The following is a 24564-nucleotide window of genomic DNA, read 5'->3' as shown; positions in this document are numbered from 1 at the left end:
GTTGGACCCGGTCGCGGCGGCCGGCGGGTTCACGACACATCCCGGTTGCGACCTCCCTCCACCGACTGGCCCCCGACAGATCGAGTGGCGGTGTGCGCACTGCGGCATGCGCGGTGCCGCGGTCGGCGAGCAGCACGCCCTGGTCCTCATCCACGTGCACGAGACCTACGCCTGCCCGGCGACCGCGTCCAGCGACCGCGAGCGGGACCTGCGGATCGCACGGCGCCGGCCGCTGACCGCGCTCTACCCGGCCGAGGTGCCGCCCTACCCGAGGAGCCCGGACCCCATGACCATCCTCGATCGGCTACGGGAGACCGCGCTGGCCGATGCTGTGCGAGGCTGGCATGTCTTCCCGCTGCGGCCCGGCGGGAAGCTACCCGCGTTTCCCGACCACTCCGCCGGACCCGGCTGCGACGGGCGTGATCGGCGGTGCCGGGCCGCGGCCCGGCACGTCACCTGGGAGGAACGTGCGACGACCGATCCGGACCGCATCACTCGCGCCTGGTCGGCCGGACGGCCCTACAACGTCGGCATCGCCTGCGGCCCGTCCGGCCTGGTCGTGGTCGACCTCGACGAGGCCAAGCCCGGAGCGGACGTCCCGGAGGCGTGGCAGGGCACCGGTGTCGAGACCGGCATGCAGGTGCTGCAGATCCTCGCGGACCGGGCCGGGGAGCCGATGCCGACCGGCACATACACCGTGCGGACCGCCTCCGGCGGACTGCACCTCTACTTCCGCCACCCTCCGGGCGTCGCGCCGCTGCGTAACACCGCCGGTGCGCGGGGCGGTGGACTCGGGTGGCTGATCGACACCCGCGCGCACGGCGGGCTGGCGGTCGCCGCAGGGTCACGGATCGGACCGGACGCGTACGAGGTCGTCCGTGATGCCGAGGTCGCGCCGCTGCCCGGGTGGCTCGCCGAACGTCTCGCCCCGCGGCCGATGCCGCCGCAGCGGCCCGTGGCGGTGCCCGTACGCCAGGGCCGGGCGGGCGCGTATCTGGCGAAAGCGGTGCAGGCAAGCCTCGACCTGATCGCCGACGCCGCGGACGGCACGCTGAACACGACCCTCTACAACACCGCGATCTCGATGGGCCAGTTCGTGGCCGGCGGCGCGCTGGACGCGACCGCCGCCGAGGACATGCTCACCGCCGCCGCCGTCCGCAAGGACCACCCCGAGGGGGCCGCACGCCGGACCGTCAGGTCCGGGTTCCGGGCCGGTGCACAGCGTCCGCGAGTCCTGCCCGCCGACTGATCGCCCCATGCCCCATTTATCTGTCTATTTCATGCCGTGGGCGTGGTCGGCCGCGCATGGTCGGCGGTCGCATGCACGTCACCAGCAACGGAAAGGAGCTGTCGCATGACCAGTGTCGACGACGGTGGACGCGCGGAATCGATGCCCCGGGTGAAGGTAGGCGGCGGGCCGGAGACGATCCGGGCGCTGTCGGAGGCATTCACCGGCGGGGTGCTGCCAGACACCTACGTCGCCGGCGGCGACCTGGTCCACACCGAACAGGTCTCCGGCGGGCTCGCCAGCGTGGCCGCCGACGAGGACGCGCCGCTGCCGATCGCGGCGACGGTGCTGGCCCCGGCGAACACCGCCGGGCTGCTGGCCAAGCACGTCTACGTCTACCGGATCAAGTTCCGGAAGAAGGAGGACGGATCGCTGGAACCGTACGAGGAGGAGTGCACGCCGTCGCAGGCGGCGCTCGCGGCGGTGCTGGCCGCGAAGACGTGGCCGGGCGTGCCGCCGCTGCGCGGGATCATCGGGGCGCCGATCCTGCGCCGCGACGGCACCCTGTTGCAGACCCCCGGCTACGACCCGGCGACCGGCCTGTTCCTCGCGTCGCGGGTGGACCTGCCGCCGGTCCCGGAGCAGCCCACCGCGGAGCAGGTCGCCGAGGCCCGGTCGTTCCTGCTGGACCGGTTCCTGCGGGACTTCCCGTGGGCATCGGACGCCGACCGGGCCAACTACCTCGCCTTGTTGGCCACACCGATCTTGCGCACGTTCACGCGCAGCCTGACCCCGTTCGCGATGATCGACGCGACGATGCCCGCCTCCGGAAAGACGATCTTGACCGGTGGGCCGGGGATGCTCTACGGGCAGAAGATCCTGATCTGGTCGGACGCGGAGGACGAGCTGCGCAAGCAGATCACCGCGGTGTTCACCGACCAGGTCGGCGTGGTGATCTGGGACAACCTGCCCGAAGGCACCGTCATCGACTCCGCGACCCTGGCCGCGCTGGTCACCACGGGCGTGTGGTCCGATCGGCCGCTGGGCACCTCCCGCAGCGCCTCCACCGTCAACGACCGGCTGTGGATGGCGACCGGCAACAACCTCCAGGTCGGCGGAGACATGGCGAGCAGAACCGTCCGGGTGCACCTCGACCCGGACATGCCCCGGCCGGAGTCCCGCGACCAGAGCAAGTTCGGGATCCCCGGCCTCGACCAGTGGATCACCCAACCCGCCAACCAGATGACCGTGATGCGGCACCTGCTCGTGCTGGTCCTCGACTGGACGAGGGCCGGAGCGGGGCGGGCGGCGGGCCTCGCGATGCGCCAGTTCACCCCATGGGCGCAAGCCCTCGGGGGGCTGCTCGCGCATCACGGCATCGACGGGTTCCTGACCAACATGGCTGCGGTCCGGGACGTCGACGAGGACGAAACCCGCTGGCGCGGGTTCCTGACCTGCTGGCACGACCGGCACGGCGACAAGGAGATCTCCGCCGCGGAGCTGCGGGCAGACGGAGAACCGGACGTGCTCAACGGCGTGCACCTCGACCGGTGGGACGGGTTGTTCATCACCACCTCCAGTGGCCGGCTCCCGAATCCGATCCACCTCGGCCGGATGCTCACCGGCCAGACCGGGCGCTGGCGCGGCGACTACGTCGTCCGCAAACGCCTCAGCGAGCGCGGCGACCGGGCCATGTTCAAGGTCGAGCGAGCCAGCACCTGACCAAAAACCGCTGAAACATCTCCGCATCTCCGCAACCACCGTCGAAACAGCCATCTACCTGCAACAACTTCTGCGGAGATACCAAAAACTTGCACACTGAGCATCTCCGCATCTCCGCAACAGAAAAGCTTCAAGATCGTGCGGAGATGCGGAGATGTGCGGAGAACCGCCAAACGCATCTCCGCACCACAAAACCGCAGGTAGGAAGGCTGCTGCGGAGATGCGGAGATGTTTCAGCCGCTCTGCGCCACCAGAAGCACAGCGAGACCCGTCCCGCTGAGAACCCCTCAGCCGATTCGGCGCATCCCCTCACACCAGACCACCACAGATCTTGGCTCTACGGGGTTCTCAGCGGGCCGCTGTGAGCGCCGCCGTCATTCTTGCCCGCACGCCGCCACTCCGACGTGCATCGGCTGCCGATCGTCCGCCCAGCAAGGCCTGGGGCTGCGATGCGGCCCCAGATGTACGCGCTCATCAGGAGGTAAGGCGTGGCTACCAGTCGTGCTCACCTGACCGTCGTCGAATTCTGCGAAGAGGTCGGCATCGGACGCTCCACCTTTTATGACTGGCGCACGAAACGTCGGGCGCCTCGATGCATCAAATTGCCCAACGGCGAACTGCGAATCCGCCGAGCCGAATATGAGCGCTGGCTTGACGCGCTGGAAGATGGGGCCGCCTGAGTGCCGACCACATACGACGTCCGGATTTATGAGATCGACGTCTATAGGGGCAAGAGGACCACAACCTACTGGGTGCAATGGAAGGTTGCCGGTAAGCTGCCGCTCAGAAAGCGACCCTTCAAGCAGAAAGCTCTCGCCGAGAGTTTCCGGGCCGGCCTCATGTCGGCATCCCGGAAGGGCGAGGCGTTCGACGTGGTCACCGGCATGCCGATTTCGATGGGCAGAGAGATGCAGGACATCACCTGCTACGAACTGGCGTGCAAGTACATCGATCTTAAATGGCCGAGGGCTGCGGCGACGACACGCAAGACCAACGCCGAAGCGCTGACCGCCGTCCTACCGATGCTGTTCAGGCGCACCAACGGCAAGCCCGATGACCGCCTCATTCGTACAGCATTGCGCCGATGGGCGTTCAACACCACCGCGCGCACGTCCGAGGGGCAGCCAGAAAACATCCGGCGCACCCTCGCATGGGTCGAGCGCAACACCCGCCCGGCGTCCGACCTTACTGACCCGAACGTGCTACGCGCTGTCCTCGATGGGCTCACGCTTCGGCTGGATGGCAAGCCCGGCTCTCCTGTCGTCGTCACTCGGCGCCGGAAGATTCTTACGGGAATGCTTGAATACGGTGCCGAGATTCATGCCCTCGCCGAGAATCCATGGCCCAATCTCAAGTGGACGCCGCCTCGAACTGCAAGCGGTGGAATTGACCGCCGTCGCGTGGCGAATCCGATGCAGGTCCACGCCCTGCTAGGGGCGGTGAGTCGGCAGGGGAAGCCCGGTCCTCGAATGGTTGCATTCTATTCATGTCTGTATTACGCCGGGCTTCGCCCAGAGGAAGCGGTTGGTATCGAGGTGCCACGTAATTTGCGGGTACCCGCTCATGATGACGAGTGGGGCGAGTTCGTTCTGGAGAGGGCGGAGCCGCATGCGGGAAAGGCGTGGACCGACTCCGGCAAGAACCGCGACCTGCGTCAGCTCAAGCAGCGGGCCATTGGTGAGGTACGCCGGGTGCCCTGTCCGCCGATTTTGACTGCCATCATCCGGTGGCACATCGGCGAGTTCGGGCTGGGTCCGTCCGGGCGGCTGTTCGTGGGAGAGCGGAACAAGGAAGAGCTGCCGACTCTGACGATTAACCGGATTTGGCGGCAGGCCCGCCAGGAGGCGTTCACGCCGGAGGTGCACGCCTCGCCGCTGGCTGAGACGCCGTACGACCTGCGCCATGCATTCATCTCGACGAACCTCAACGCCGGGATCTCGCCGGCTCAGGTGGCGGAGTGGGCCGGGCAGTCACCCGAGGTGATGTGGCGCACCTACGCCGCCTGCCTCGACGGCGGGCAGGAGGAACTCCGTCGCCGGATGGAAGAAGGCTTCGGCGGGCGCAGGCCCCTACCGAACTTCGGTACGTCCTCGGTACAGATCACCGTAGAAGGCCGTTGACGGCCGGACACAGCCGGACAGACGAGTAAGGCCGCTGACAGCGTTCGCGCTGCTCAGCGGCCTTAAAGTCCTGGTGATCGTGTGTGCCCCCGGCAGGATTCGAACCTGCGCTTTCGCCTCCGGAGGGCGACGCTCTATCCCCTGAGCTACGGGGGCTCAAGGACTTCTAGAGACTAGCAAACCCACGCGCCCGGCAGCGAATCGGTATCCGGGCCGCACGGTGCCTGGCCTCTCCGACGAAGCAGGACGCATCTAAGAGCCGCCGGCGAGGTGTGCGTTGATGGCTGCCATGTCGAAGGGGGTCGCGTCGCGGCCGCAGCCCGGGAACCAGTCCTCCGGCGGCGCATCGCCCTCGCCGCCCACGCAGACCGCCGCCGCCTCCGGATCCGCGCCCCCGACGAGACGCTCCACCGTGATCAGGTGTTCCCACTCGTCGCCGAGGTCGTAGACGTAGGTCATCGTTGCGCCGGCGGCCGGGGCCACGCGGCTCAGCCGGGCGCGGGACTCGTCGCCGCATCGCTCCAGGCCGAACTGCGGGTCGGAGTACCGGCGCCCGCTCGCCGTGAACACGTGCAGGTGGTCGTCGTCCCAGTCGAAGGCGATCTGGATGATCCGGTGCAACTCGTCCAGCATGGTGGTGGCGGGCAGGCTGATCCTGCGCCAGACTGCCGGCCGCATCCGCGTCAGCGCGATCTTCAGCTGATACGCCGCGACCGGCGGTCCACCGGCCGTGGTCAGCTCCGCCAGGGCCTCCCGCAGCGACACCTCACCAGGATGACTGCTGCCGCCGCCGAGCCCGTCGTACTCCCGGAGCACGTGATACGCCTCGTCCGGGCCGTGGGCGGCGAGCGCCGCCAGCGCGTACTCCACCGCCAGCCAGCCCTGGTCCGCCGCATCCGGTTCCGCGCCCAGCACCAGCCGGGCGTGCGGCCCGGTCATCGGGTCGCCGGCCGCGGCCCGCCAGGCCGGCAGCGCCGCATCACCGAGGCCGGCAACAAGATCAAGAGCAATGAGCCGTTGCGCCGGTACGGCCTCCGCCGCCGCGGCGAGCAGCTCGTGCGCGACCGCGCCGGGGTCCCGCGCGGTCAGCCACCGGCGGGCGTGCTCCCACACGTCCTCGTCGGGAAGGACCGCCAGCCGGTCCAGCAACTCGGTGACGCCCACCTCCGGTGCGGGTGGAAGCGGATACTCCTCCGACAGCCGCTCCAGCATCCACCGGCCGAGCGCCGTGACCTTCTCGCCGTCCACGGCACCGGCCTCGGACAGGAAGCCGATCCCGGAGCGGACCGGCGACGGGCCCTGCTGGAACGCCGCATATGCCGCCCGGTGATCGTCGAGGTCCAGATCGTCCAGCAGCATGTGGAACAGTTGCGCAAGGGTGAGGTTCTCCACCGGATGCTCGGTGCCCAGTGTCAGGAGCAGGGTCCGGCACGCCAGCGGCACCCCGCGGCCACGGTCGTCGCGCGACTCCGCCCGCATCACCGCCTGCACCACGGCCCACCAGCGCGCCAGCGGATCGGCCGCCGTGTCCGGCACCGGCACCGCACGCCCGGCCGACACCGTCAGCCAGCCGGCTGCCTGCGCCGCCACCCACGCCCGGTGAAGCGCCTCGACGTCTGCCGCGGACCGGACCTTGGCCGGCGCGGCCACGCCCAGCGCTCCCGCCGCTCCCGGCACGTCCGCCGGACGCGGCACGCCCTTCGGCGTCACCCGCCGCTCGTCGCCGGCCCACGCCGCGATCCGCCGTGCGGCGTCGATCAACCTGCAGCCGTCGGCCGCGTGTCCCAACTCAGACGTCACCCGCAGATCCTACGAGGACGGCAGTCGATCACCGGCTGCGGCGTCGACCGTCTTGATCGGCCTCCGGCCGGTCAGGCCCGCCGGCCCAGTCCGCGCCGCGCCCGCGTGATCGCCTCCCGGCTGCGGCCGTCGTCCCGCTGCGCGTGGGTGATCCGCAGGTGAGCGCTGGTGAGGTTCTCGGCAAGCACCGCGACACAGCGGTCGACGTCGCCGGTGACCTCGGCCAGTTGCTCCCGGAGGTCCCGCAGCGAATACACGGACGGATCGGCGGTCCGCGCGTTCCTCGACCAGGCGGGCGAGGTCGACCAGGGCGGCCAGGCGATCGCTGACCGGGCTCACGCGGGGCCGGGGCGGGGTGGCGAAGTACTCCGCCTTGAGTTCGCGCAGCAGGGCGTCGCCGTCGCGGGACCGGTCGAGACAGGGGCGCTTCATCAGGCGCCGGAACACCACGGTGGCCTTCTCCGGGTCGCGGTCGGCCAGACGGCGCGGGACCGACGGCTCCACGCTGTCGTCGTGCAGGTAGCCCGGTGTGGTCTCCTGCCAGCGTCGTCGCCGCAGCAGGTCCGGATCGGCGAACGCCGCCTCCACGAGTCCGAAGTCGGCGTAGGAGCCGAGACCGTCCGTCTCGTCGTCTATCGGGGCACCGTGTCCGACTCGACCACGTCCGGCGGCAACGTGACTCCCGGCAGGTCGCCACCGGGCGGGGAGATCCAGAAGCTCGGTGTCCGCTGCTTCTCCCTGTCCACACCGGAGTTGGATCGCGCCACCCTACCGGCCGGTCCGGCCGTCACCGCTCGCGCGGAAGAGTGCGGACGGGGCAGCCCGGCTATTCGGCGGCTGGGGTGTTCCAGATGTCGGCGGCGACGCGGCCCCGGGCGATCGTGGCGGCGCGGCGTTCGAGTTCGGCCTGGTTGGCACGGCTGGCGGCCTCGCGGGCCAGGCTGGCGGCGATCTTGGCGTGGCGGCGGGCGACCTCGCGGGCGCCGCTGTGGTCGGCGCTGCGGGCGACGGCGTTGCGCTCGCGCCACTCGAGGTCGCGGGCGGCGGCGCGCTCGCGCTGGCCGGCGCCGAGGTCGGCCATGGCGCGGGCGGTGGCGGAGTAGGGACCGCGCATGACGTCCTCGCCCTCCTCGCGCTCGGAGAAACGCCAGCGGCGCAGGCGCTGGCGGATGCGCCACAGCGTGCGGTCGGGGTCCTCGCCGCGGACCCAGGCGGTGCCCTGGCCGGGGTGGGTGACGCCGTCGGGGAGGTAGTTGAGCGCGTAGATGACGTCGCGGACGCACCAGCCGGCCAAGAAGTACGGCCGGAGGATCTCGTAGATCAGCTCGTGGTCGATCGGGGCGATGATCGGGACGTAGACGGCGAGCGTGTCGATGGCGGCCCAGGCCTGCTCGCGGCCGTCGGGGGCGGTGCGCGGGTCGAAGGGCAGGGACCGGCTGGTCTCGCCGTGACAGCGGCGGCAGCGCCACACCCAGCCGGTGGGCGCGCGGACCAGCTGCTGGTCGTCGGGGGAGGCCTCGCACTGCTGGCAGGGGAAGGACGACGGCCGGAATTCGGTCACGCCACCGCTACTCTCAGTAGCCACGGCTCGCCTCCCGTCTGCGTGAATTCATCGAGATTAGCAGCGCGTGGACCACCACGAGAGGGGCCACTCCGGCCGGGTACCAGAACACGTCGACGAGGTCGAACTGCACGCCGAGCGCGAGCCGGGCCAGCAGCGAACGCTCGGAAAGATAGGCAGGCACGCCGGTGAGCTGCGAAAACTCGACAACCCAGCAGAAACCGACCGCGATCGCGCCGGACATCCACGGGGAGAGACGCGGCCACAGGAACACAACAGCGGCGTAGACCATCGAGGCGTACAGTGCGGTGCCGGAGAATTGCTCGATCGCACCGTCCGCAAAGAAACGAATACTCAGAGCGACAATCAGGGCGAGTACGGCGGTGAGCACAGCGATCGACCGGACGAGCATCGCGAGATCGTAACGACCGGGAAGCGCTGGTCTCTCGATTGGGTGAGGGCCGGGGACGAACGGGTACCGTGCCAACCGGTACGGTGTGCGCGCGCGGAGGACTGCGCGCTGCCACTACACATACACCGATCTCGTGCGGCATCCGTTACGGTTCGGGTGTTGAGAGTGGCTGTCATGGTGGCGTCGGCGTCGTCCCGTCGCCTGGATGTCGGATCTAGTAACAGGTAAGAGGGCGCAAACATGGGAGACTCCTCCCCCAAGGTCACGGTCGTCGTCCCGACCTACAACGAACGGGACAATCTTCCCAAGCTGGTCGAGCTGCTCACCGCCCTCGGCCTGCCGAACCTCCACATCCTGGTGGTCGACGACGGCTCCCCCGACGGCACCGGTGAGCTCGCGGACAAGCTGGCGGCCGAGTCGCCGGAGTCGTTCGGCGTGCTGCACCGCACCACCAAGGACGGCCTCGGCCGGGCCTACGTGGCCGGCATCGGCCGCGCGCTGGACGAGGGCGCGGACATCGTCGTCCAGATGGACGCGGACCTGTCCCACCCCGCGTCCGCGCTGCCGGTGATGGTCGGCAAGCTGGCCACCACGGACGCCGCGGTCGTCATCGGCTCGCGCTACGTCTCCGGCGGCGAGGTCGCGGGCGACTGGGGCCTGCACCGCAAGCTGCTCTCCGCCTGGGCGAACTTCTACGTCAACACGATCCTCCGCCTCGGCGTGAAGGACGTGACCGCGGGCTTCAAGGCCTGGCACGCGGAGACGCTGCGGAAGATCGACGTCGCGTCGATCCACAGCAACGGTTACGCGTTCCAGGTCGAGATGAACTACCGCACGGTCCGGCACGGCGGCCGCATCGAGGAGGTGCCGATCCGCTTCGAGCAGCGGGCCGACGGCGTCTCGAAGATGAGCGTCGGCGTGCAGATCGAGTCCGCGCTGATGCCGTGGCGCCTGCGCTTCGGCCGCAAGGTCTGAGGAAAGACAAAAGCATCAGGGGGTACGCCGCTGCCGGCGTACCCCCTGATGCTTTTGATCTGGATTCTCAGGAACGCAGCGGCTCCCACCAGGCCCGGTTGTCCCGGTACCAGGTCACCGTGCCGGCCAGGCCGGCGGAGAAGGTCTGCCGGGGCGTGTACCCCAGCTCAGAACTGATCTTGGTGATGTCCACCGAGTAGCGGCGGTCGTGGCCCTTGCGGTCCTCGACGTACTCCACCGAGTCCCAGCCCTTGCCGCACGCCTCCAGCAGCAGGCCGGTGAGCTCCTTGTTCGTCAGTTCGGTGCCGCCGCCGATGTTGTAGACCTCGCCCGCACGGCCGCCGGCCAGCACCAGCGCGATGCCGCGGCAGTGGTCGTCGACGTGCAGCCAGTCGCGCACGTTGCCGCCGTCGCCGTAGAGCGGGACCGTGCGGCCGTCCAGCAGGTTCGTCACGAACAGCGGGATGACCTTCTCCGGGAACTGGTACGGCCCGTAGTTGTTCGAGCAGCGCGTGACCAGCACCGGCAGCCCGTGCGTGCGGTGGTAGGCGAGCGCGAGCAGGTCGGATCCGGCCTTCGCGGCCGAGTACGGCGAGTTCGGCGCCAGCGGGAAGTCCTCGCGCCACGAGCCGGTCTCGATCGAGCCGTAGACCTCGTCCGTGGAGACGTGCACGAATCGTCCCACTCCGTGCCGGACCGCGGCGTCCAGCAGGATCTGCGTGCCGAGCACGTTGGTGCGCACGAACGCGGCACCGCCGTCGATCGAGCGGTCCACGTGCGTCTCGGCCGCGAAGTGCACCACCGCGTCCGTCCCGGCCATCAGCGTGTCGACCACGGCCGCGTCGCAGATGTCGCCGTGCACGAACCGCAGCCGTGCGCTGTCTGAGACCGGGTCGAGGTTGGCCCGGTTGCCGGAGTAGGTGAGCGCGTCGAGCACCGTGACCGTGGCGCCCGCCAGCTCCGGGTAGGCGTCGCCGAGCGCCTCGCGGACGAAGTGGGAACCGATGAATCCGGCGCCGCCGGTGACCAGAATCCTCATGGCGCCGAGCCTACGGTCTTCGGTCCCCCAGACCTCCGCCGACCAGCCACTACCCGGGGCGGTGAGCACGCCCCTAACCTCGTATGGTGAAAGAATCTTGCGTCGCGAACGGTCAGGAGACCCGGTGAAGATCCGCCCCCTCAGCATCGAAGGCGCGTTCGAGATAACGCCGGTCGTGCACGGTGACGCGCGAGGCAGCTTCACCGAGTGGGTGCGGTTCGACAAGCTCGCCGAGGTCGTGGGTCACCCGGTCGCGATGATGCAGGGCAACCTCTCCGTCTCCGCGAAGGGCGTGGTGCGCGGCATCCACTACGCGGACGTGCCGCCGGGCCAGGCCAAGTACGTGACCTGCGCGCGCGGCGCCGTGCTGGACGTGGTGGTCGACCTGCGGACCGGCTCCCCGACGTTCGGCGCGTGGGAGGGCGTGGTGCTGGACGACACGTCCCGCCGGGCGGTCTACCTGAGCGAGGGCCTGGGGCACGGCTTCTGCGCGCTCTCCGACGACGCGACCGTGACGTACCTGGTCTCGACCACGTACAACCCGGGTGCGGAGCACGGCATCCACCCGCTCGACCCGGACCTGGCGATCTCCTGGCCGGCCGACGTGCCGCTGCTGTCCGGCAAGGACGTCGCCGCGCCCACGCTGGCCGAGGCACGCGCGCAGGGTGCACTGCCGGTCTACCGGCCCGTTCAGCCGATGCCCTAAAGCGACATTGTGGGCAATAGTAGGCGACATGGGCATGAACGGGGAAGGCGAAGGCGGGACTAAGAGGTAGGGCCGAACCGCTCGGTCCTGATCCGCCGCGGGTCGTGGCCGAGCGCGACCAGGATGTCCGCCACCGTCTCCACGAAGCCGGTCGGGCCGCACACGAAGCAGGCCGGTTCCAGATCCGGCGGCCAGCCGTGCGTGTTCACGTCCGCGACCGTGATCCGGTGCGCGCTCTCCCCGTGCCGCGTGTAGATCACCGTGACGTCCAGGCCGTGGTCGTCGCGCGCGCGGCGGCGCAGCTCCTCCGCGTAGTACTCGTCGGCCGGCGTGCGGACCGAGTAGATCAGCCGGAACAGCGACCGGTTACCGGCCGCGCGGCGCGCGCGGATCATCGCCATCAGCGGCACCACGCCGGACCCGCCGCCGACCAGCAGCACCGGGTCGGCCTGCTCCGGCCGCCAGACGAACCAGCCGCCGATCGGGCCGCGCAGCTCCACGGCGTCGCCCACGGTCAGCACGTCCACCAGGTAGGGCGAGACCTCGCCGTCCGCCACCGACTGCACGGTGATCTCCACGTGCGTGCCGTCGGCCGGCGCGGACATCGAGTAGCTGCGCTGCGCCGTGTAGCCGTCGTCCGCGGTGAGCCGCACGTCCACGTGCTGGCCGGCCAGGTGACCCGGCCAGTCCGGCACGTCGAACGTCAGCGTGCGCGCGCTCGCGCCCTCGGCCCGCGCGTCCACCAGCGTGGCCACGCGCCAGGTCAGTCTCCCTGATACCGCTGCTCGCGCCACGGGTCTCCGTAACTGTGATAGCCGGCCGCTTCCCAGAAGCCGGGCTCGTCCTCCAGCAGCAGCTCGATGCCGCGCACCCACTTGGCGGACTTCCAGAGGTAGAGGTGCGGGACCAGCAGCCGGACCGGGCCGCCGTGCTCCGGGTGCAGCGGCTCGCCGTCGTACTCGTAGACCAGCCAGGCCTGGCCGTCGAGCAGATCCTCCAGCGGCAGGTTCGTGGTGTAGCCGCCGTACGAGTGGGCCATCGCGTAGTCGGCCGCGCTCTCCACGTCCTCGAAGAACGTGTCCAGCGAGACGCCCTTCCAGCTCGTGCCGAACTTCGACCACTTCGTCACGCAGTGGAGGTCCACGGTCGGCGTCTCGGCCGGGAGTTTGCGGAGATCGTCCCAGGTCCAGGTGTGCTTCGCGCCGGTCTCGGTGCTGATCGTGAACTCCCACCGCTCCTCCGGCACGCGCGGCGTCGGACCGGCGGTGAGGACGGGGAAGTCGTGGGCCACGTACTGGCCCGGGGGAAGGTTCGGCTCGGCCGCGCGGGACCGCCCGCGGAAACCGGGCGAGAGAGTCGCCATCCGGTCAGTATGCCGCCGGAAGGCGTGCGTGGTCATCAGTGTGTGGCGCGCGACGCGTACCCGCGCGACGTGGTTATGGTTCTGGTCATGAGCGAGCGGACGGTCGACGTGAGCATGGAGGCCGCGCTCTCCACCGACGAGACCGGCCGGCGGCCGGCACTGGTCAAGCTCGCCACCCGCGACTGGGAGCTGAACATCCGCGCCACGCTGGAGGAGCTCGCCGGGCTGACCGAGATCCGCGGCGCCGACCGGCTGAGCCGTCGCGCGATCGCGGTCGGCACCGCGGCCGGCGCGCCGGTGCACTGGGCGGCCGGCGACGGCAAGGCCAGCATCCTGGTCGGCGCGGACGACGAGGCGTGGGATCTGGCGCTCCAGGTGCCGCTGAGCGCGGTCGAGGAGCTGGCCCAGCTGGCCCGCCAGGAGATCCTGGAGAACGAGGCTTGAGCTTCCTGGTCGTCGCTTCGCTCCTCCGGCCCGCCGTCTCTGGTCGCCCGCGCCTCACGTGGATGGCCGGGTTTCGCTGTGGTCGGGGGAAACTGCAGATAAAAGGCGAAAGCGCCCTCGGGGGTACGGCGTCAGGCGTTCACGCCGATCGTGAGCGTCGCGGTGTAGCCGCTGGTCACGCTACCGGTGACGGTGGCCATCTCGTGGATCGCCAGGTCGTCGCGGAAGACCATGTCCGTGGCCAGGCTGACGCGGCTCAGGTTGGTGACCGACTGGGAGTAGCCGGTCGTGGCGTAGACGGCCTGGGAGACGTCCTTCGGGAGCGCGATCTGTGACGTCTTCACGATCTGGCCCGTGTTGCTGGTCGCGTTCGCCAGCGAGGAGAAGACCTCGAAGTGGATGTGCGGCCAGCGCCCCGCGTAGCAACCCGGATAGATGCTCTGGAACGTGACCACGCCGGACGCGTTCGCCACCTGGATTCCGCGCAGGTAGTTCTGGTTCGTCACGCCGCTGGAGTAGAGCGAGTACCGGCCCTCACGGTCGCACTGCCAGGCGTAGACCGCGGCGCCGGCGATCGGCGCGCAGTCGAGATCCTGCACGACCAGCGAGAACGTCAGCGGGACGCCGCCGGCCACGCCGGACGCGGTACCGAACGAGCTGCGGATGTCGCTGCGGACCACGCCGCTGAGCGTGCGGACCTGCGGGCCGTTGCTGCCGTCCGCCGGGTACGGCCCGGCGGTCTCGGACGGCACCTCGTCGACGCAGACGGCATCGGCGGCCTCCGCCGACGCGGGCGTCTTCAGGAAGCTCGCGCCGAGCACCCCGGCCGCCCCGGCGCCGGCGACCACGCCGAGCATGCGCCGCCGGTTCATGGTGCCGAGGTCGAACGCGAGGCCCTTGTCGTGGACCTCGCGGACGTACGCCTCGTTGTCCCTGTCCTGCATGGGGGTTTCCTCCTCGGAGGTGTCCCGCGTGCGCCGCCCGGGTCTCGGGACCGGCACGCGGGGCCGGCGGTCTGACGCCGCCGGCGTTCGGGTGCGGACAAGGGACACCAAAACATCGAAGTCTATGAATTACCTATGAAACCTTAAGTCCCGGTCATACCGTGTTTCACCTCTTTCGCGTGTACGCCTCGTACGCGTCCACCACCTCGTCGGTCGGGCCGTCCAGCCGGATCTCGCCGGACTCCAGCCAGATCGCACGCTCGCAGGTGTCCCGGATCGACCGGTTCGCGTGGCTCACCAGGAACACCGTGCCCGCGGCCCGGCGCAGCTCGCGCACCCGGTCCTCGCTGCGCTTCTGGAACCGCGCGTCGCCCGTGGTCAGCGCCTCGTCGATGATCAGCACGTCGTGCGTCTTCGCGGCCGCGATCGCGAACCGCAGCCGCGCGGCCATGCCGGACGAGTAGGTGCGCATCGGCAGCGAGATGAAGTCGCCCTTCTCGTTGATCCCGGAGAAGTCCACGATCTCCTGATATTTCGCCCGGGTCTCGGCGGGCGACATTCCCATGGCCAGGCAGCCGAGCACCACGTTCCGCTCGCCGGTGAGGTCGCGCATCAGCGCCGCGTTCACGCCCAGGAACGACGGCTGGCCACGGGTGAACACGCGGCCCCGGCGCGGCGGCTGCAGGCCCGCGATCGTGCGCAGCAGCGTGGACTTGCCGGAGCCGTTCGTGCCGATCAGCCCGATCGCCTGGCCCTCGTACGCGGTGAACGTGACGTTCCGGACCGCGTGCACCTCCCGCCGGGGCGGGCGGCGCACCATCCGGCCGAGCGCGGCGATCGGGCTGGTGACCCGGCCGGCCGCGCCCCGGACCTGATAGACCACGTCGAGGCTGTCGACGATCACGGTCGGCTCACTCACGGCCGTACTCCTCCTCCGCCTGCCAGAAGAACAGGAACCCGCCCAGGCCGGCCACCAGCGCCCAGACCAGCGCGGACAGCCACAGATGGCCGGGCATCCGCGCGTCCGGCAACGATTCGATCAGCGCGTACCGCATCAGGTCGATGTAGGCCACCATCGGGTTCCAGTTCAGGAGCACCGCCAGCGGGCCGGGCGCGTCGTCGATGAAGTTGTCCAGGCTGTAGAACACGCCGGAGCCGTACAGCCAGGTGCGCAGCACGAACGGCATCAGCTGCTTCAGGTCCGTGGTGCGGGCGGCCAGCCGGGCCAGGATCATCGCGAGCCCGGCGTTGAACAGCGTCTGCAGCGCCACCACCGGCACCACCAGCAGCCAGGACCAGGTGAGCCGCTCGCCGGTGACCAGCACGATCGCGGCCAGCACCGCCAGCGCGGCCAGCAACTGCTGCAACTGCACCAGCGTGAGCGCCAGCGGCAGCGACGCGCGCGGGAAGTGCAGCGCGCGGACCAGGTTCAGGTTGTCCGCGATCGACCGGGTGCCGGCCATCGCGACCTGCTGGGTGAAGTGGAAGACGAAGACGCCGGTGCAGAGGTACGCGATGAAGTTCGTGACGCCGTGGTCCGTGCCGAGCAGCACGCCGAAGATCAGGTAGTAGACGCCCGCGTTGACCAGCGGCGTGATCACGGTCCAGAACGAGCCGAGCGTGGCGGACGCGTAGGACGCGGTGACCTTGGCGCGGGCGAACGTGACGATGAACGCGCGCCGGTCCCAGAGCCGGCGCAGGTACTCCCCCACGCCCGGCCGCCGGCCGCTCAGGTTCAGCCCGTGCCGCCGGGCGAGCTGCACTGCCTCCATAACCGGTCCTCTCTATGGACGGGACGATACCGTCTCGTCGCGTCGAAGGTTAGGGGACGCGCACGACGAGACGCAACCGTCTCGTCGCGGCGTTACACTCCCGGGTATGGAAACGGCCCGGACCCCAGTGAAGAAGCGCGCGCCCGCCGGTGCGGCCGTGCTTCGCCCGGACGTGACGGACTCGATCCGGGACGCCGTCTTCGCCGAACTGGCCGCGTCCGGCTACGGCCGCCTGTCGATCGAGGCCGTGGCGCGCCGGGCCGGCGTGGGCAAGATGGCGATCTACCGGCGCTGGGGCTCGAAGCTCCCGATGGTGATCGACCTGGTCGGCGCCGTCGCGGTCGACGTCTCCGCGCTGCCGGACGCCGGATCGCTGCGCGCGGACCTGGAGACGCTCCTCGGCCTGGCCGCCCGCGCGCTGCGGCACCCGCTGGCCAACCAGATCGTGCCGGACCTGCTGGCCGAGGCCGCGCGCACGCCGGAGATCGCCGCGACCTTGCAGGCCGCGCTGCGTACGCACCAGCGGGAGGCGGGCGCGCTGCTGGTGTCCCGCGCGGTCGCCCGCGGCGAGCTGCCCGCGGACGCGGACCCGGACCTGCTGGTGGACCTGACGATCGGGCCGCTCTACTGGCGTCTCGCGGTGGTCCGCACGCCGCTGCCGAAGGGCTACATCAAGAAGCTGGTGGCGGCGGTCGTTCCCGGGTAGTCGCGGCGTCCCGTCCGTACCCCGGAAAGATCAAAAGCTTTTGAACCAGATTTTCCCGCTTTGTGGGTGGTGCTGCCCGCATGCTCCCGCGGGCACCGGTCGTCGCTGGCGCTCCTCCCTGCCGGTTTCGCCGTGGTCAGGGAAACCCAGGTGCGTCACAGGCGGGTCCGGTTCACGCCCACGCCGCTCATCCCCGCGGCGTGGGATCCGCGCGCAACGCCAGCGTGGGGCACTCCGCGACCGCGCGCCGCGCGTGCGCCACCAGGTGCGGCGGCAGCGGATCGCCCTTCAGGATCGGATAGCCCCACTCGTCCAGCTTCACCTGCTCGGGCAGCAGCTCCGCGCACATCCCCCGGGCCACGCAGGTGATCGGGTTGACGCGCAGGAACTGGCCGGCCTCGGCCTGCGGGATGCTCGCCACGACTACCTCCAGGAACCGTCACGGTCACGGGCGACCGGCAGCGGCAGCAGCGGGTCCGCGGTCACGCCCCGGCAGGTCCAGCCGCCCAGGTGCGTCTGCAGATCCTCGGCGAACGCGGAGAGCGCGCTGTTGACCAGCCGCGTCGCGCCGTCCGGGTGGCTGCACGCGCCGCGGCCGTTGACCACGGCGAGCCGCCGGGTGAGGCGCTGGCGGACCGCGGGGTCGCAGCGGCCGTACGCGACCGCCTCCATGTCGTCCGCGATCGCCGGCAGGCCGAAGATGCACGGCCCGCACTGCCCGGCCGACTCCTCCGCCAGGTAGCGCGCCACCCGCGCGGTCTCCACCAGCCCGCAGCTGTCCGCCGGGAGCGCCACGATCGCGCCCGCGCCCAGCGTCACGCCGAACGGGCCGGCCGGATCGTGCGACAGCGGCAGCCCCCAGTTGTCCGGCAGCGTCGCCCAGGTGCCGAAATAGCCGCCGACCAGCGCCGCGGCGAGCGTCCCGGTGGCGCCGCCGGCCAGCTCCAGCACGGCGCCGAGGTGGGTGCCGGGCGCGATCTCGTAGACGCCGGGCCGGTTCACCGCGCCGCCGACCGTGACCAGCGTGGAGCCGGGGTCGGTGTCGGTGCCGACCGTGCGGAACCACTCCGGGCCGCGCAGCGCGATCAGCGCCAGGTGGGCCAGCGTCTCCACGTTGTCGACCAGCGTGGGGCGGCCGCCCACACCGCGCTCGGACGTGCGCGGCGGCGCGAACGTGGGCCGCGCGTCGCCGGTGTTCAGGTACTGGACCAGGGCGGAGGACTCGCTGGCCACGTACCGCCGGGGCAGGCGTGCGACCTCCCAGCGGACCGGGTCGGTGCGGCGTCGGGCGATCTCCCGCTCCAGCCGGTCCGCGAGCCCGGCGCCGCGCTCCACGCAGACCACCACGCGGTCCGCGCCGATCGCGTGCGCGGCCAGCACCGCGCCGTCCAGCACCAGGTGCGGCGCGTAGGTGAGCAGCGCGCGGTCCTTGCTGCTGGCCGGCTCCGACTCGCAGCCGTTCGCGACCACCACGGGGGTCCGGCCGTGCGCCGCCACCGCGGCCAGCTTCGTGCCGGTCGGGAACCCGCCACCGCCGCGGCCTCGCAGTCCGGCGCGGGTGACCGCCTCGATCAGCTGCCGCTGGCCGGGCTCGCCCGCGTACCGGCGCAACGGCAGGTCACCGTAGACGCCACGATGTTCCTCCAGCGTCCCCGCGGCACGCAGCAGCCGGGGAGCGGGCCTGGTGCTGCGGCGCTGCGGCCGATCCGCCATGAGCGTCAACTCAGGTCCCTTCGAGGCAGTCAGCGGGTACGCGTGGAGAACTCGCCGGGCCGCCGGACCGGCTCCGGGGCCGGCCGGGCCGCACCGACCGGCTTCGTCGCCGGGGCGGGCTTCGGCGGGGCGAAGTCGATCGGCGGCCGGTCGCGCTTGATGATCCGCAGAATCACCGCGAGCACCACCGCGGCCACGCACAGCCCGGCGATGATCAGGCCGAGCGGGCCGGTCGCGTCCGTGCCCACGCCGATGCCGTGCGCCAGCGCGATCGGCCAGCTGACGTACGCCAGCCAGTGGATGCTCCTCCAGAGCCGCAGGTTGATCCGGGGCCGCAGCAGGCTGGTGACGATCAGCGCCAGGATCAGGTCGAACGAGATCGCGCCGAGCCCGAGCCAGAACGGCTGGTACTGCGACACGAACGGGACGACCGCGTCCGCGAACGTGATCGGCACGTAGTCGTCGAGCGCGATCGTCACCGCGTGCACCACCAGCAGCACCACGGTCAGCAGCGAGATGTTGCGGTGCAGCCCGGCCAGCGCGAACCGGGGCCAGTTCGCCGAGCCGACGCGCAGCGGGCCGAGGATGCCGAGCAGGATCGTGGCGGTCAGCAGCAGCAGCGAGACCATGCCGCTGGACCGGGCGGCGAACCAGAGAACCTGCTCGTTCATCTCACGCCACCTGTGCCTTCGCCGGATGTGCCGGGTCGCTGGGCCAGCCGGCCGAGGTGGTCACCGCGGCGTCGTGCGCGACCAGGCGGGCCGGCAGCCGGCGGTTGGCCAGCCAGCGCGGCGCGCCCCGGCCCCGGATGATCGACGCGGTGGCGGCCGCGTTCGCGTCCACGCAGTTGCCGGCCGCGACCGAGACCGTCTTCCAGACCGGCGCCGGCACGTCGCCGGTGCGCGGGTCCACGATGTGGTGCACCAGCCGGTCGCCGCGACGCCACCGCCGCTGGGTGACGCTGGACGTGGCGAGCGCGCCCGAGGTGATCGAGACGACCGGGTCGGTGGCGCCGGCCGGCGTGCGGTGGCTGTCGCCCACGCTGATCAGCCAGCCGCCCTCCGGCGCCGGGCCCGCGGTGGCCAGGTCGCCGCCGAGCGAGACCAGCACGCCGCAGCCGAGCCCGGCGATGCGCGCGGCCGCGCGGTCCGCGGCGAACGCCTTGCCGGTCGCGCCCACGTCCAGCAGGATCCGGCGCGGCACGAGCACGCGGCCGGCGTCCGGGTCGAGCTGGATGCGCCACCAGCCCGGGGCCGGGCGCAGCGGCTCCCCCTCGGGAAGCTGGCGGCCACGGAGGGAGGCGTAGTCCCGGTCGTAGCCGAGGTCGATCACGGCCTGGCCCACGGTCGGGTCGACCAGTCCGTTGGTGGCGGACGCGGCACGCAGCGCGGCCTGGAGGATCTCGGTGAGCAGCGGGCTGATCGAGGCGGCCCTGCCCGCGTACTCGGTGAGGCGGACCAGCTCGGAGTCCGGGCGGAAGCGGCTGCACGCGGCGTCGATGGCGTCCAGCTCCTCGCGGAGCAGGCGCTCGGCCTCGGCCAGCGCGGCCTCCTCGGTCACCAGCAGCAGCGCGGTGGTGCCCCAGATCGGGAAGGTGACGCGGGACGGTGCCACCCGTAGGCCGGTCATGCCACCTCCCCCGCTTCGTTCCTCCGGTGCCATGACTTTTCCGGCCGTGCTTGCCTGCTGCCCTCGCTGCGCTCGGTCATGAGCCGCCCGTCGTGGCGTCGCTCTCCTGCTGCGGCGCGGGCTCGGGCGCGGCGGGCGGCGGTGCGAGCTCGGCCCCGCCCTCGTCCTCGTCGTCCTCCTGGGCGTTCTCGTCCTCGGCGGGCGACTCGTCCGTCTCCGGCTTCTGCTTCTCGTCCGTCTTCGGCTTCTCGGACGACTTCTCTCCGGGCTGCTCCGACGTCTCGACCGCGGCCGGCTCGGTGGAACCCTTCTCCTCCGCCGAGGCGCTGCTGCCCTGGGCGAAGACCCAGCCGAACGCGATGGAGAGGATCGCCGCGCCGACCGCGGCCGCCTGCGTGACCAGCCGCTGCCGGCGCAGTCCCTGGTCCCGGCGGTCGACGTGGCGGGGTTCGGTGTTGTCCATGACTCCCTCTTCGCCAACTCGGATGACGGATACCACCAGGTACGGACGGCATCCCCCGAAGGGTTCATTCCGTTCCGCCGTCGATCCCGTTTGCGACCGACCGGCAACCGCCTGCAACGCGAAAAGACTGATCAGGGCCACCGCAGCGCCGATTGCCAATCTGCGGGACGGAAACGCCGACCGCCGAGCCACCCTCAGAGAGGAGCCACAGTGATCAACTACGTGCGCGTAATGATTCGGGAGCGCATCAAGTCGGACCGCGGTGCGAGCGCCGTGGAGTACGGCCTGCTGGCCGCCCTCATCGCCGTCGTGATCATCGGCGGGGTGACCTTGGTCGGCAGCAACCTGAGCGCCACGTTCACCAAGGTGAGCACCAAGGTCTCGCCCTCACCGTAATCGCACGGACGCTCATCTCGCATCGGCGGTCCGCGCCGTCAGTACCGCAGACCGCCCTACCCGATCATGAGCGAAGGAGTACGACCGTGACGCTCCGCCCGTGTGTGCCTCCGTCCCCGCCTCAGGCCGTTCCCCGGCCGAAGCGGGTACGGAGGCCGGACGGCGGGGCCGCGGCGGTCGAGTTCGCGATCATCCTGCCGCTGCTGCTCGCCGTGGTCTTCGGCATCATCGACTTCGGCCGGATGATGGCCAACCAGATCACGCTGAACGAGGCCGCGCGTGAGGGTGCCCGCGCCGCCGCGTTCAACCAGCCGGTCCAGGCGCAGGTGGACCGGATCGGGCCCGGCATCACGGTGTCGTACTCGCCCTCCCCCGCCGCCTGTCCCGCGACCGCGGACCCGAGCGTCAACGTGGTCGTCACGGTCTACCAGACCTGGTCCCCGATCACCCCGCTCGGCCCGATCCTGAAGCTGCTCAGCAACGACAGCACCGCGGCCAACGGTTTCACGCAGCGCGCGAAGGGGGTCATGCAGTGTTCCGGTTGAGCCGATTTTTCAACAAAAATCGGGATAAAGGGGCGGTCACCATCATGGTGGCGGTGCTGCTGACCACCGGTGTCCTGCTCGGCATGGGCGCGCTCGTGGTCGACGTCGGCCGGATCTACGCGGAACGCGAGGAGCTGCTCTCCGGCGCGGACTCCGCCGCCTGGGCCGTGGCCAACCAGTGCTCCGTCGCGGCCTCGGCCTGCACCTCGTTCGCGGCCAGCGCGCAGAGCTACGCCAACCTGAACGCGTCCGACGGCACGGTCACGGTCTCCCGCATCTGCGGGTACAACCCCAAGGCCTCGGCCGCGGCGAACACCGCCCAGGCCTGCCCGGCCGCGAACAGCGGTCTCACCCAGTGTCTCGGCACCCGTCCGACGGACACCTCGTTCGGTTACGTCGAGGTCTGGACCAGCACCAAGAACACCGACGGCTCCACGCTGCTGCCGCCGGTCTTCGCCCGCACGCTGGCCGGCGGCTCGTCGAACAACGGCACCGCGGTCGGCGCCTGCTCGCGGGTGCGCTGGACGCCGATCAACCTGACCGGTATCAACGTGACCACGCTGACCGTGCCGGCCTGCGTCTGGAACACGTCGGCGCCGGTGGCGCTGCACTTCCGCGGCAGCGCCGGCTTCACCGCGTGCGGCACCGCGAGCAGCGGCATCGCGATGGGCGGCCTCAACACGTACGGCCTGCTGAGCGGGCTGCTGACCTGCAAGACCACGATCGACATGCCGGTCTACAAGACCGCGCTGCTGGCCGCGCCCGCGCTCAGCGGCTGCGCCGGCCTGGTCACCACGTCGGTCGGCAGCGTGCTGACCATCCCGGTCTACGACGATATCGACGGTCTGCTCGGTTTCCGCCTGGTCGGGTACTCCCAGTTCAGGCTCACCAACTACTGCATCGCCGGGTCGACCAACGGCATTCCGGCCGGGTCCGGGCTCACCTGTACCGCTCTGGGCAACCAGACCTGGATCTACGGCAGTTTCACTCGGTCCATTCCCGGTAGCTATGGGGTTACCAGCCTCAAGCGCGACGGCTAGCCACCGAAGGGCAGAACGTGAAGAGACGGATGCTGGCGGTGATGACCGCCCTCGTACTGGCGGCCTTCGGTGGATTCGCGGTGATCGTGTACGTCCGCGGCGCCGAGGACCGCGCGCTGGCCCAGACCGACCCGGTGTGGGTCCTGGTCAGCACCGGCACCATCGCGACCGGCACCACCGGCGCGCAGATCCGGGAGAAGGGCCTGGTCCAGCGGGTCGCCATGCCGGCGGACACGGTGCCGCAGGGCGCGCTCAGCGACCTGACCGCGGACCAGGACACGCTCGCGCTGACCGGCGAGGTCGGTGCCAGCCAGCTGCTGCTGTCCGGCATGTTCGGCGCGCAGCAGGACCTGACCGGCGGGCTGCCGGTGCCGGCCGGGAAGCTGGCGATCAGCGTGCAGGTCTCGGCCGCGGCGCAGGTCGCGGGCTATGTCCGGCCCGGTGCCACGGTCACGATCTTCGACACCTACGACGGTGGCAACGGGCGGGTCACGCGCGTGCTGCTGCCCCAGGTCGACGTGATCGGCGTGGGCGAGCGCGGGAGTGCGGGCGCCACCGTGACGGCGGTGCAGCAGGACGGCGCCCAGGCCGTGCAGAACTCGACCATGCTGCTGACCGTCGCGGTCGACCAGGGCCAGGCCGAGCGCCTGGTGCACGCGGCCCAGACCGGTTCGCTGTACCTGGCGCTGCGCAACGAGTCCGCGAAGGTCTCGGTCGGCGACGGCGTCACCGACCGCACCCTCTTCGACTGAAGCCGGGCAAGACGAAAGGAGCGAGGCGATATGACCATCAACCTGACCCACACGCTGTACCTCGAGGCGAACCCCTCGTTCCGGAGCATCCCGGCCGACGACTACGTGACGAACGGCATCAAGCTGGTCGAGTCGTTCCCGGAGCTCGGCGCGGAGCTGGGCAAGCGCGCGGACGTCAAGGTCGTCATCTTCGGCGCGAGCGTGGACCTGGGCGCGGTGCTGGAGTTCGCGGCGTACCACCGGGTGCACCGGCCGTCCGTCGGCGTGGTGCTGGTCCGCGACGTGATCGACCTGGACACGCTGCAGGAGGCGCTCCGGGCCGGCGTGCGCGAGGTGGTCCCGGCGCGTGACCCGGCCGCGCTGACCGCGGCCTGCCAGCGCGCGGCCGACCTGTCGAACGCGATCACCACGATCACGCCGTCGGTCGCCACCGTGCGCGAGCCCACCAGCGCCAAGATCGTGACGGTGTTCGCGGGCAAGGGCGGCTGCGGCAAGAGCGTGGTCGCCACGAACCTGGCCGTGGCGCTGGCCGCGAACGGCGCCCGGCGCGTCTGCCTGATCGACCTGGACCTGCAGTTCGGCGACGTCGGCATCATGCTGCAGATGGCGCCGGAGCGCAGCATCGCGGACGCGATCCCGATGGTCGGCCGGCTGGACACGGACGGCGTGCGCTCGCTGCTCACCCACTACCGGGCCGGCGTCGACACGCTGCTGGCGCCGACCACGCCGGCCGAGGGAGACCAGGTCACCCGCGAGGTGATCACGGAGCTGCTGGCGGTCGCGCGGACGATGTTCGACTACATCGTGGTCGACACGCCGTCGTTCTTCAGCTACCAGGTGCTCTCCGCGCTGGACGTCACCGACTGGTACGTCCCGATCGTGGTCCCGGACCTGCCCACGTTGAAGAGCGTCCGGCTGACGCTGGACATGTTCGACATGCTGCAGTACCCGCGCGAGAAGGTCCGCACGCTGCTGAACCGGTCCGACTCGCAGGTGGGCCTCAGCCACGGCGACGTCGAGCAGGCGATCGGCACCGAGATCGACATCCGGATGCCGTCCTCCCGCGACGTGCCGGTCAGCGTGAACAAGGGCATGCCGCTGGTCATCGACCACCCGGTCCACCCGGTGAGCATCGCCATCCGCAACCTGGCCGACCTGATCGCCGGCGTCACCCCGGCGGAGGCGGCGCCCGTCACCCGCCGCCGTCGCGGCCTTCTCACGCGTAAGGGCTGAT

The 24564-nt window shown here is 70.8% G+C and carries 28 protein-coding genes and 1 tRNA gene; 13 read left to right on the top strand and 16 right to left on the bottom strand.

Going from position 1 to position 24564, the window contains the following annotated elements; translation table 11 throughout:
- Nucleotides 1-106 precede the first annotated feature (106 nt).
- The 4 genes from OP04_RS42150 (at nt 107) to OP04_RS42140 (ending at nt 5070) form a co-directional block, all read left to right on the top strand.
- The gene (locus OP04_RS42150) at nt 107-1249 is read left to right on the top strand and encodes a bifunctional DNA primase/polymerase (RefSeq protein ID WP_232323936.1); all 1143 of its coding nucleotides are present in this window, start codon (nt 107-109) and stop codon (nt 1247-1249) included.
- A 105-nt stretch (nt 1250-1354) separates the two neighbouring features.
- Nucleotides 1355-2950, top strand: coding sequence for a hypothetical protein (locus OP04_RS42145; protein WP_051799905.1), 1596 nt, complete (start codon nt 1355-1357; stop codon nt 2948-2950).
- A 488-nt stretch (nt 2951-3438) separates the two neighbouring features.
- Nucleotides 3439-3630 (top strand): helix-turn-helix transcriptional regulator, encoded by a 192-nt coding sequence (locus OP04_RS52555; protein ID WP_085067204.1) that lies wholly within the window; start codon nt 3439-3441, stop codon nt 3628-3630.
- Nucleotides 3631-5070, top strand: coding sequence for a tyrosine-type recombinase/integrase (locus tag OP04_RS42140; RefSeq protein WP_051799904.1), 1440 nt, complete (start codon nt 3631-3633; stop codon nt 5068-5070).
- An 84-nt stretch (nt 5071-5154) separates the two neighbouring features.
- Here OP04_RS42140 and OP04_RS42135 read toward each other — a convergent pair.
- From OP04_RS42135 to OP04_RS42115, 5 genes are all read right to left on the bottom strand, one after another.
- Nucleotides 5155-5226: transfer RNA gene (locus tag OP04_RS42135), tRNA-Arg, on the bottom strand.
- A 96-nt stretch (nt 5227-5322) separates the two neighbouring features.
- On the bottom strand, nt 5323-6870 hold the full coding sequence (locus OP04_RS50720; RefSeq protein ID WP_157241090.1) for a plasmid pRiA4b ORF-3 family protein: 1548 nt from the start codon (nt 6868-6870) through the stop codon (nt 5323-5325).
- Nucleotides 6871-6941: 71 nt separating this feature from the next.
- Nucleotides 6942-7127, bottom strand: coding sequence for a hypothetical protein (locus OP04_RS42125; protein WP_033345589.1), 186 nt, complete (start codon nt 7125-7127; stop codon nt 6942-6944).
- 569 nt (nt 7128-7696) lie between these two features.
- Complete coding sequence (locus OP04_RS50715) at nt 7697-8455, bottom strand: hypothetical protein (protein WP_157241088.1); 759 nt, start codon at nt 8453-8455, stop codon at nt 7697-7699.
- Entirely contained in the window at nt 8445-8843 is a 399-nt protein-coding gene (locus OP04_RS42115; RefSeq protein ID WP_051799901.1) for a ribosomal maturation YjgA family protein, read from the bottom strand. Before OP04_RS42115 ends, OP04_RS50715 begins: the two co-directional genes overlap by 11 nt.
- A gap of 240 nt (nt 8844-9083) precedes the next feature.
- On the opposite strand from OP04_RS42115, the gene OP04_RS42110 reads away from it, so the two are divergent.
- Nucleotides 9084-9818 (top strand): polyprenol monophosphomannose synthase, encoded by a 735-nt coding sequence (locus OP04_RS42110; RefSeq protein ID WP_033345587.1) that lies wholly within the window; start codon nt 9084-9086, stop codon nt 9816-9818.
- 67 nt (nt 9819-9885) lie between these two features.
- Here the strand turns inward: OP04_RS42110 and rfbB are convergent, their stop codons facing one another.
- A complete protein-coding gene (gene rfbB, locus OP04_RS42105) occupies nt 9886-10857 on the bottom strand; it encodes a dTDP-glucose 4,6-dehydratase (protein WP_033345586.1) in 972 nt (323 codons plus the stop codon).
- A gap of 124 nt (nt 10858-10981) precedes the next feature.
- Here rfbB and rfbC point away from each other — a divergent pair, with 124 nt between their 5' ends.
- A complete protein-coding gene (gene rfbC / locus OP04_RS42100) occupies nt 10982-11563 on the top strand; it encodes a dTDP-4-dehydrorhamnose 3,5-epimerase (protein ID WP_033345585.1) in 582 nt (193 codons plus the stop codon).
- 59 nt (nt 11564-11622) lie between these two features.
- Here rfbC and OP04_RS42095 read toward each other — a convergent pair whose 3' ends face one another.
- Nucleotides 11623-12357: a ferredoxin reductase gene (locus tag OP04_RS42095; protein ID WP_033345584.1), complete on the bottom strand. Its 735-nt coding sequence runs from the start codon at nt 12355-12357 to the stop codon at nt 11623-11625.
- A complete protein-coding gene (locus OP04_RS42090) occupies nt 12327-12926 on the bottom strand; it encodes a sulfite oxidase-like oxidoreductase (RefSeq protein WP_033345583.1) in 600 nt (199 codons plus the stop codon). Before OP04_RS42090 ends, OP04_RS42095 begins: the two co-directional genes overlap by 31 nt.
- Nucleotides 12927-13013: 87 nt before the next feature.
- Here OP04_RS42090 and OP04_RS42085 point away from each other — a divergent pair, with 87 nt between their 5' ends.
- Nucleotides 13014-13370: a hypothetical protein gene (locus OP04_RS42085; RefSeq protein WP_157241086.1), complete on the top strand. Its 357-nt coding sequence runs from the start codon at nt 13014-13016 to the stop codon at nt 13368-13370.
- A 131-nt stretch (nt 13371-13501) separates the two neighbouring features.
- Here OP04_RS42085 and OP04_RS42080 read toward each other — a convergent pair whose 3' ends face one another.
- The 3 genes from OP04_RS42080 to OP04_RS42070 form a co-directional block, all read right to left on the bottom strand.
- On the bottom strand, nt 13502-14314 hold the full coding sequence (locus tag OP04_RS42080) for an intradiol ring-cleavage dioxygenase (RefSeq protein ID WP_033345581.1): 813 nt from the start codon (nt 14312-14314) through the stop codon (nt 13502-13504).
- A gap of 166 nt (nt 14315-14480) precedes the next feature.
- Nucleotides 14481-15233 carry an ABC transporter ATP-binding protein gene (locus OP04_RS42075; protein ID WP_033345580.1) on the bottom strand — a complete coding sequence of 251 codons (753 nt, stop codon included), beginning with the start codon at nt 15231-15233 and terminating at the stop codon, nt 14481-14483.
- Nucleotides 15226-16086, bottom strand: a complete 861-nt coding sequence (locus OP04_RS42070) for an ABC transporter permease (RefSeq protein ID WP_033345579.1) — start codon at nt 16084-16086, stop codon at nt 15226-15228. Before OP04_RS42070 ends, OP04_RS42075 begins: the two co-directional genes overlap by 8 nt.
- 106 nt (nt 16087-16192) lie before the next feature.
- Here OP04_RS42070 and OP04_RS42065 point away from each other — a divergent pair, with 106 nt between their 5' ends.
- A complete protein-coding gene (locus OP04_RS42065) occupies nt 16193-16792 on the top strand; it encodes a TetR/AcrR family transcriptional regulator (RefSeq protein ID WP_033345578.1) in 600 nt (199 codons plus the stop codon).
- Nucleotides 16793-16979: 187 nt separating this feature from the next.
- Here the strand turns inward: OP04_RS42065 and OP04_RS42060 are convergent, their stop codons facing one another.
- The 5 genes from OP04_RS42060 to OP04_RS42040 form a co-directional block, all read right to left on the bottom strand.
- Complete coding sequence (locus OP04_RS42060) at nt 16980-17213, bottom strand: ferredoxin (protein ID WP_051799900.1); 234 nt, start codon at nt 17211-17213, stop codon at nt 16980-16982.
- A 2-nt stretch (nt 17214-17215) separates the two neighbouring features.
- A complete protein-coding gene (locus OP04_RS42055; protein WP_063746864.1) occupies nt 17216-18505 on the bottom strand; it encodes an NADH-ubiquinone oxidoreductase-F iron-sulfur binding region domain-containing protein in 1290 nt (429 codons plus the stop codon).
- Between the two features lie 29 nt (nt 18506-18534).
- The gene (locus OP04_RS42050) at nt 18535-19176 is read right to left on the bottom strand and encodes a ferric reductase-like transmembrane domain-containing protein (protein ID WP_063746863.1); all 642 of its coding nucleotides are present in this window, start codon (nt 19174-19176) and stop codon (nt 18535-18537) included.
- Nucleotide 19177: 1 nt separating this feature from the next.
- On the bottom strand, nt 19178-20134 hold the full coding sequence (locus tag OP04_RS42045; RefSeq protein ID WP_051799899.1) for an FAD:protein FMN transferase: 957 nt from the start codon (nt 20132-20134) through the stop codon (nt 19178-19180).
- 76 nt (nt 20135-20210) lie between these two features.
- Complete coding sequence (locus OP04_RS42040) at nt 20211-20597, bottom strand: hypothetical protein (RefSeq protein WP_033345577.1); 387 nt, start codon at nt 20595-20597, stop codon at nt 20211-20213.
- Nucleotides 20598-20807: 210 nt separating this feature from the next.
- Between OP04_RS42040 and OP04_RS42035 the strand changes: the two genes are divergently transcribed.
- From OP04_RS42035 to OP04_RS42015, 5 genes are all read left to right on the top strand, one after another.
- Nucleotides 20808-20993, top strand: coding sequence for a Flp family type IVb pilin (locus OP04_RS42035; protein ID WP_033345576.1), 186 nt, complete (start codon nt 20808-20810; stop codon nt 20991-20993).
- A gap of 86 nt (nt 20994-21079) precedes the next feature.
- Nucleotides 21080-21538, top strand: coding sequence for a TadE family protein (locus OP04_RS42030; RefSeq protein ID WP_198154172.1), 459 nt, complete (start codon nt 21080-21082; stop codon nt 21536-21538).
- Entirely contained in the window at nt 21526-22578 is a 1053-nt protein-coding gene (locus OP04_RS42025; RefSeq protein WP_269746738.1) for a TadE/TadG family type IV pilus assembly protein, read from the top strand. The genes OP04_RS42030 and OP04_RS42025 overlap by 13 nt, the downstream gene beginning before the upstream one ends.
- A gap of 41 nt (nt 22579-22619) precedes the next feature.
- Nucleotides 22620-23330: a Flp pilus assembly protein CpaB gene (gene cpaB / locus OP04_RS42020; protein ID WP_198154170.1), complete on the top strand. Its 711-nt coding sequence runs from the start codon at nt 22620-22622 to the stop codon at nt 23328-23330.
- Nucleotides 23331-23360: 30 nt separating this feature from the next.
- Nucleotides 23361-24563, top strand: a complete 1203-nt coding sequence (locus OP04_RS42015) for an AAA family ATPase (protein ID WP_051799898.1) — start codon at nt 23361-23363, stop codon at nt 24561-24563.
- Nucleotide 24564 lies beyond the last annotated feature (1 nt).

The sequence above is a fragment of the Catenuloplanes japonicus genome, from assembly GCF_000717135.1.
Taxonomy (GTDB): domain Bacteria; phylum Actinomycetota; class Actinomycetes; order Mycobacteriales; family Micromonosporaceae; genus Catenuloplanes; species Catenuloplanes japonicus.
The sequence above is the reverse complement of the archived record's forward strand: the minus strand, read 5'-3'. Positions and strand labels throughout refer to the sequence as shown.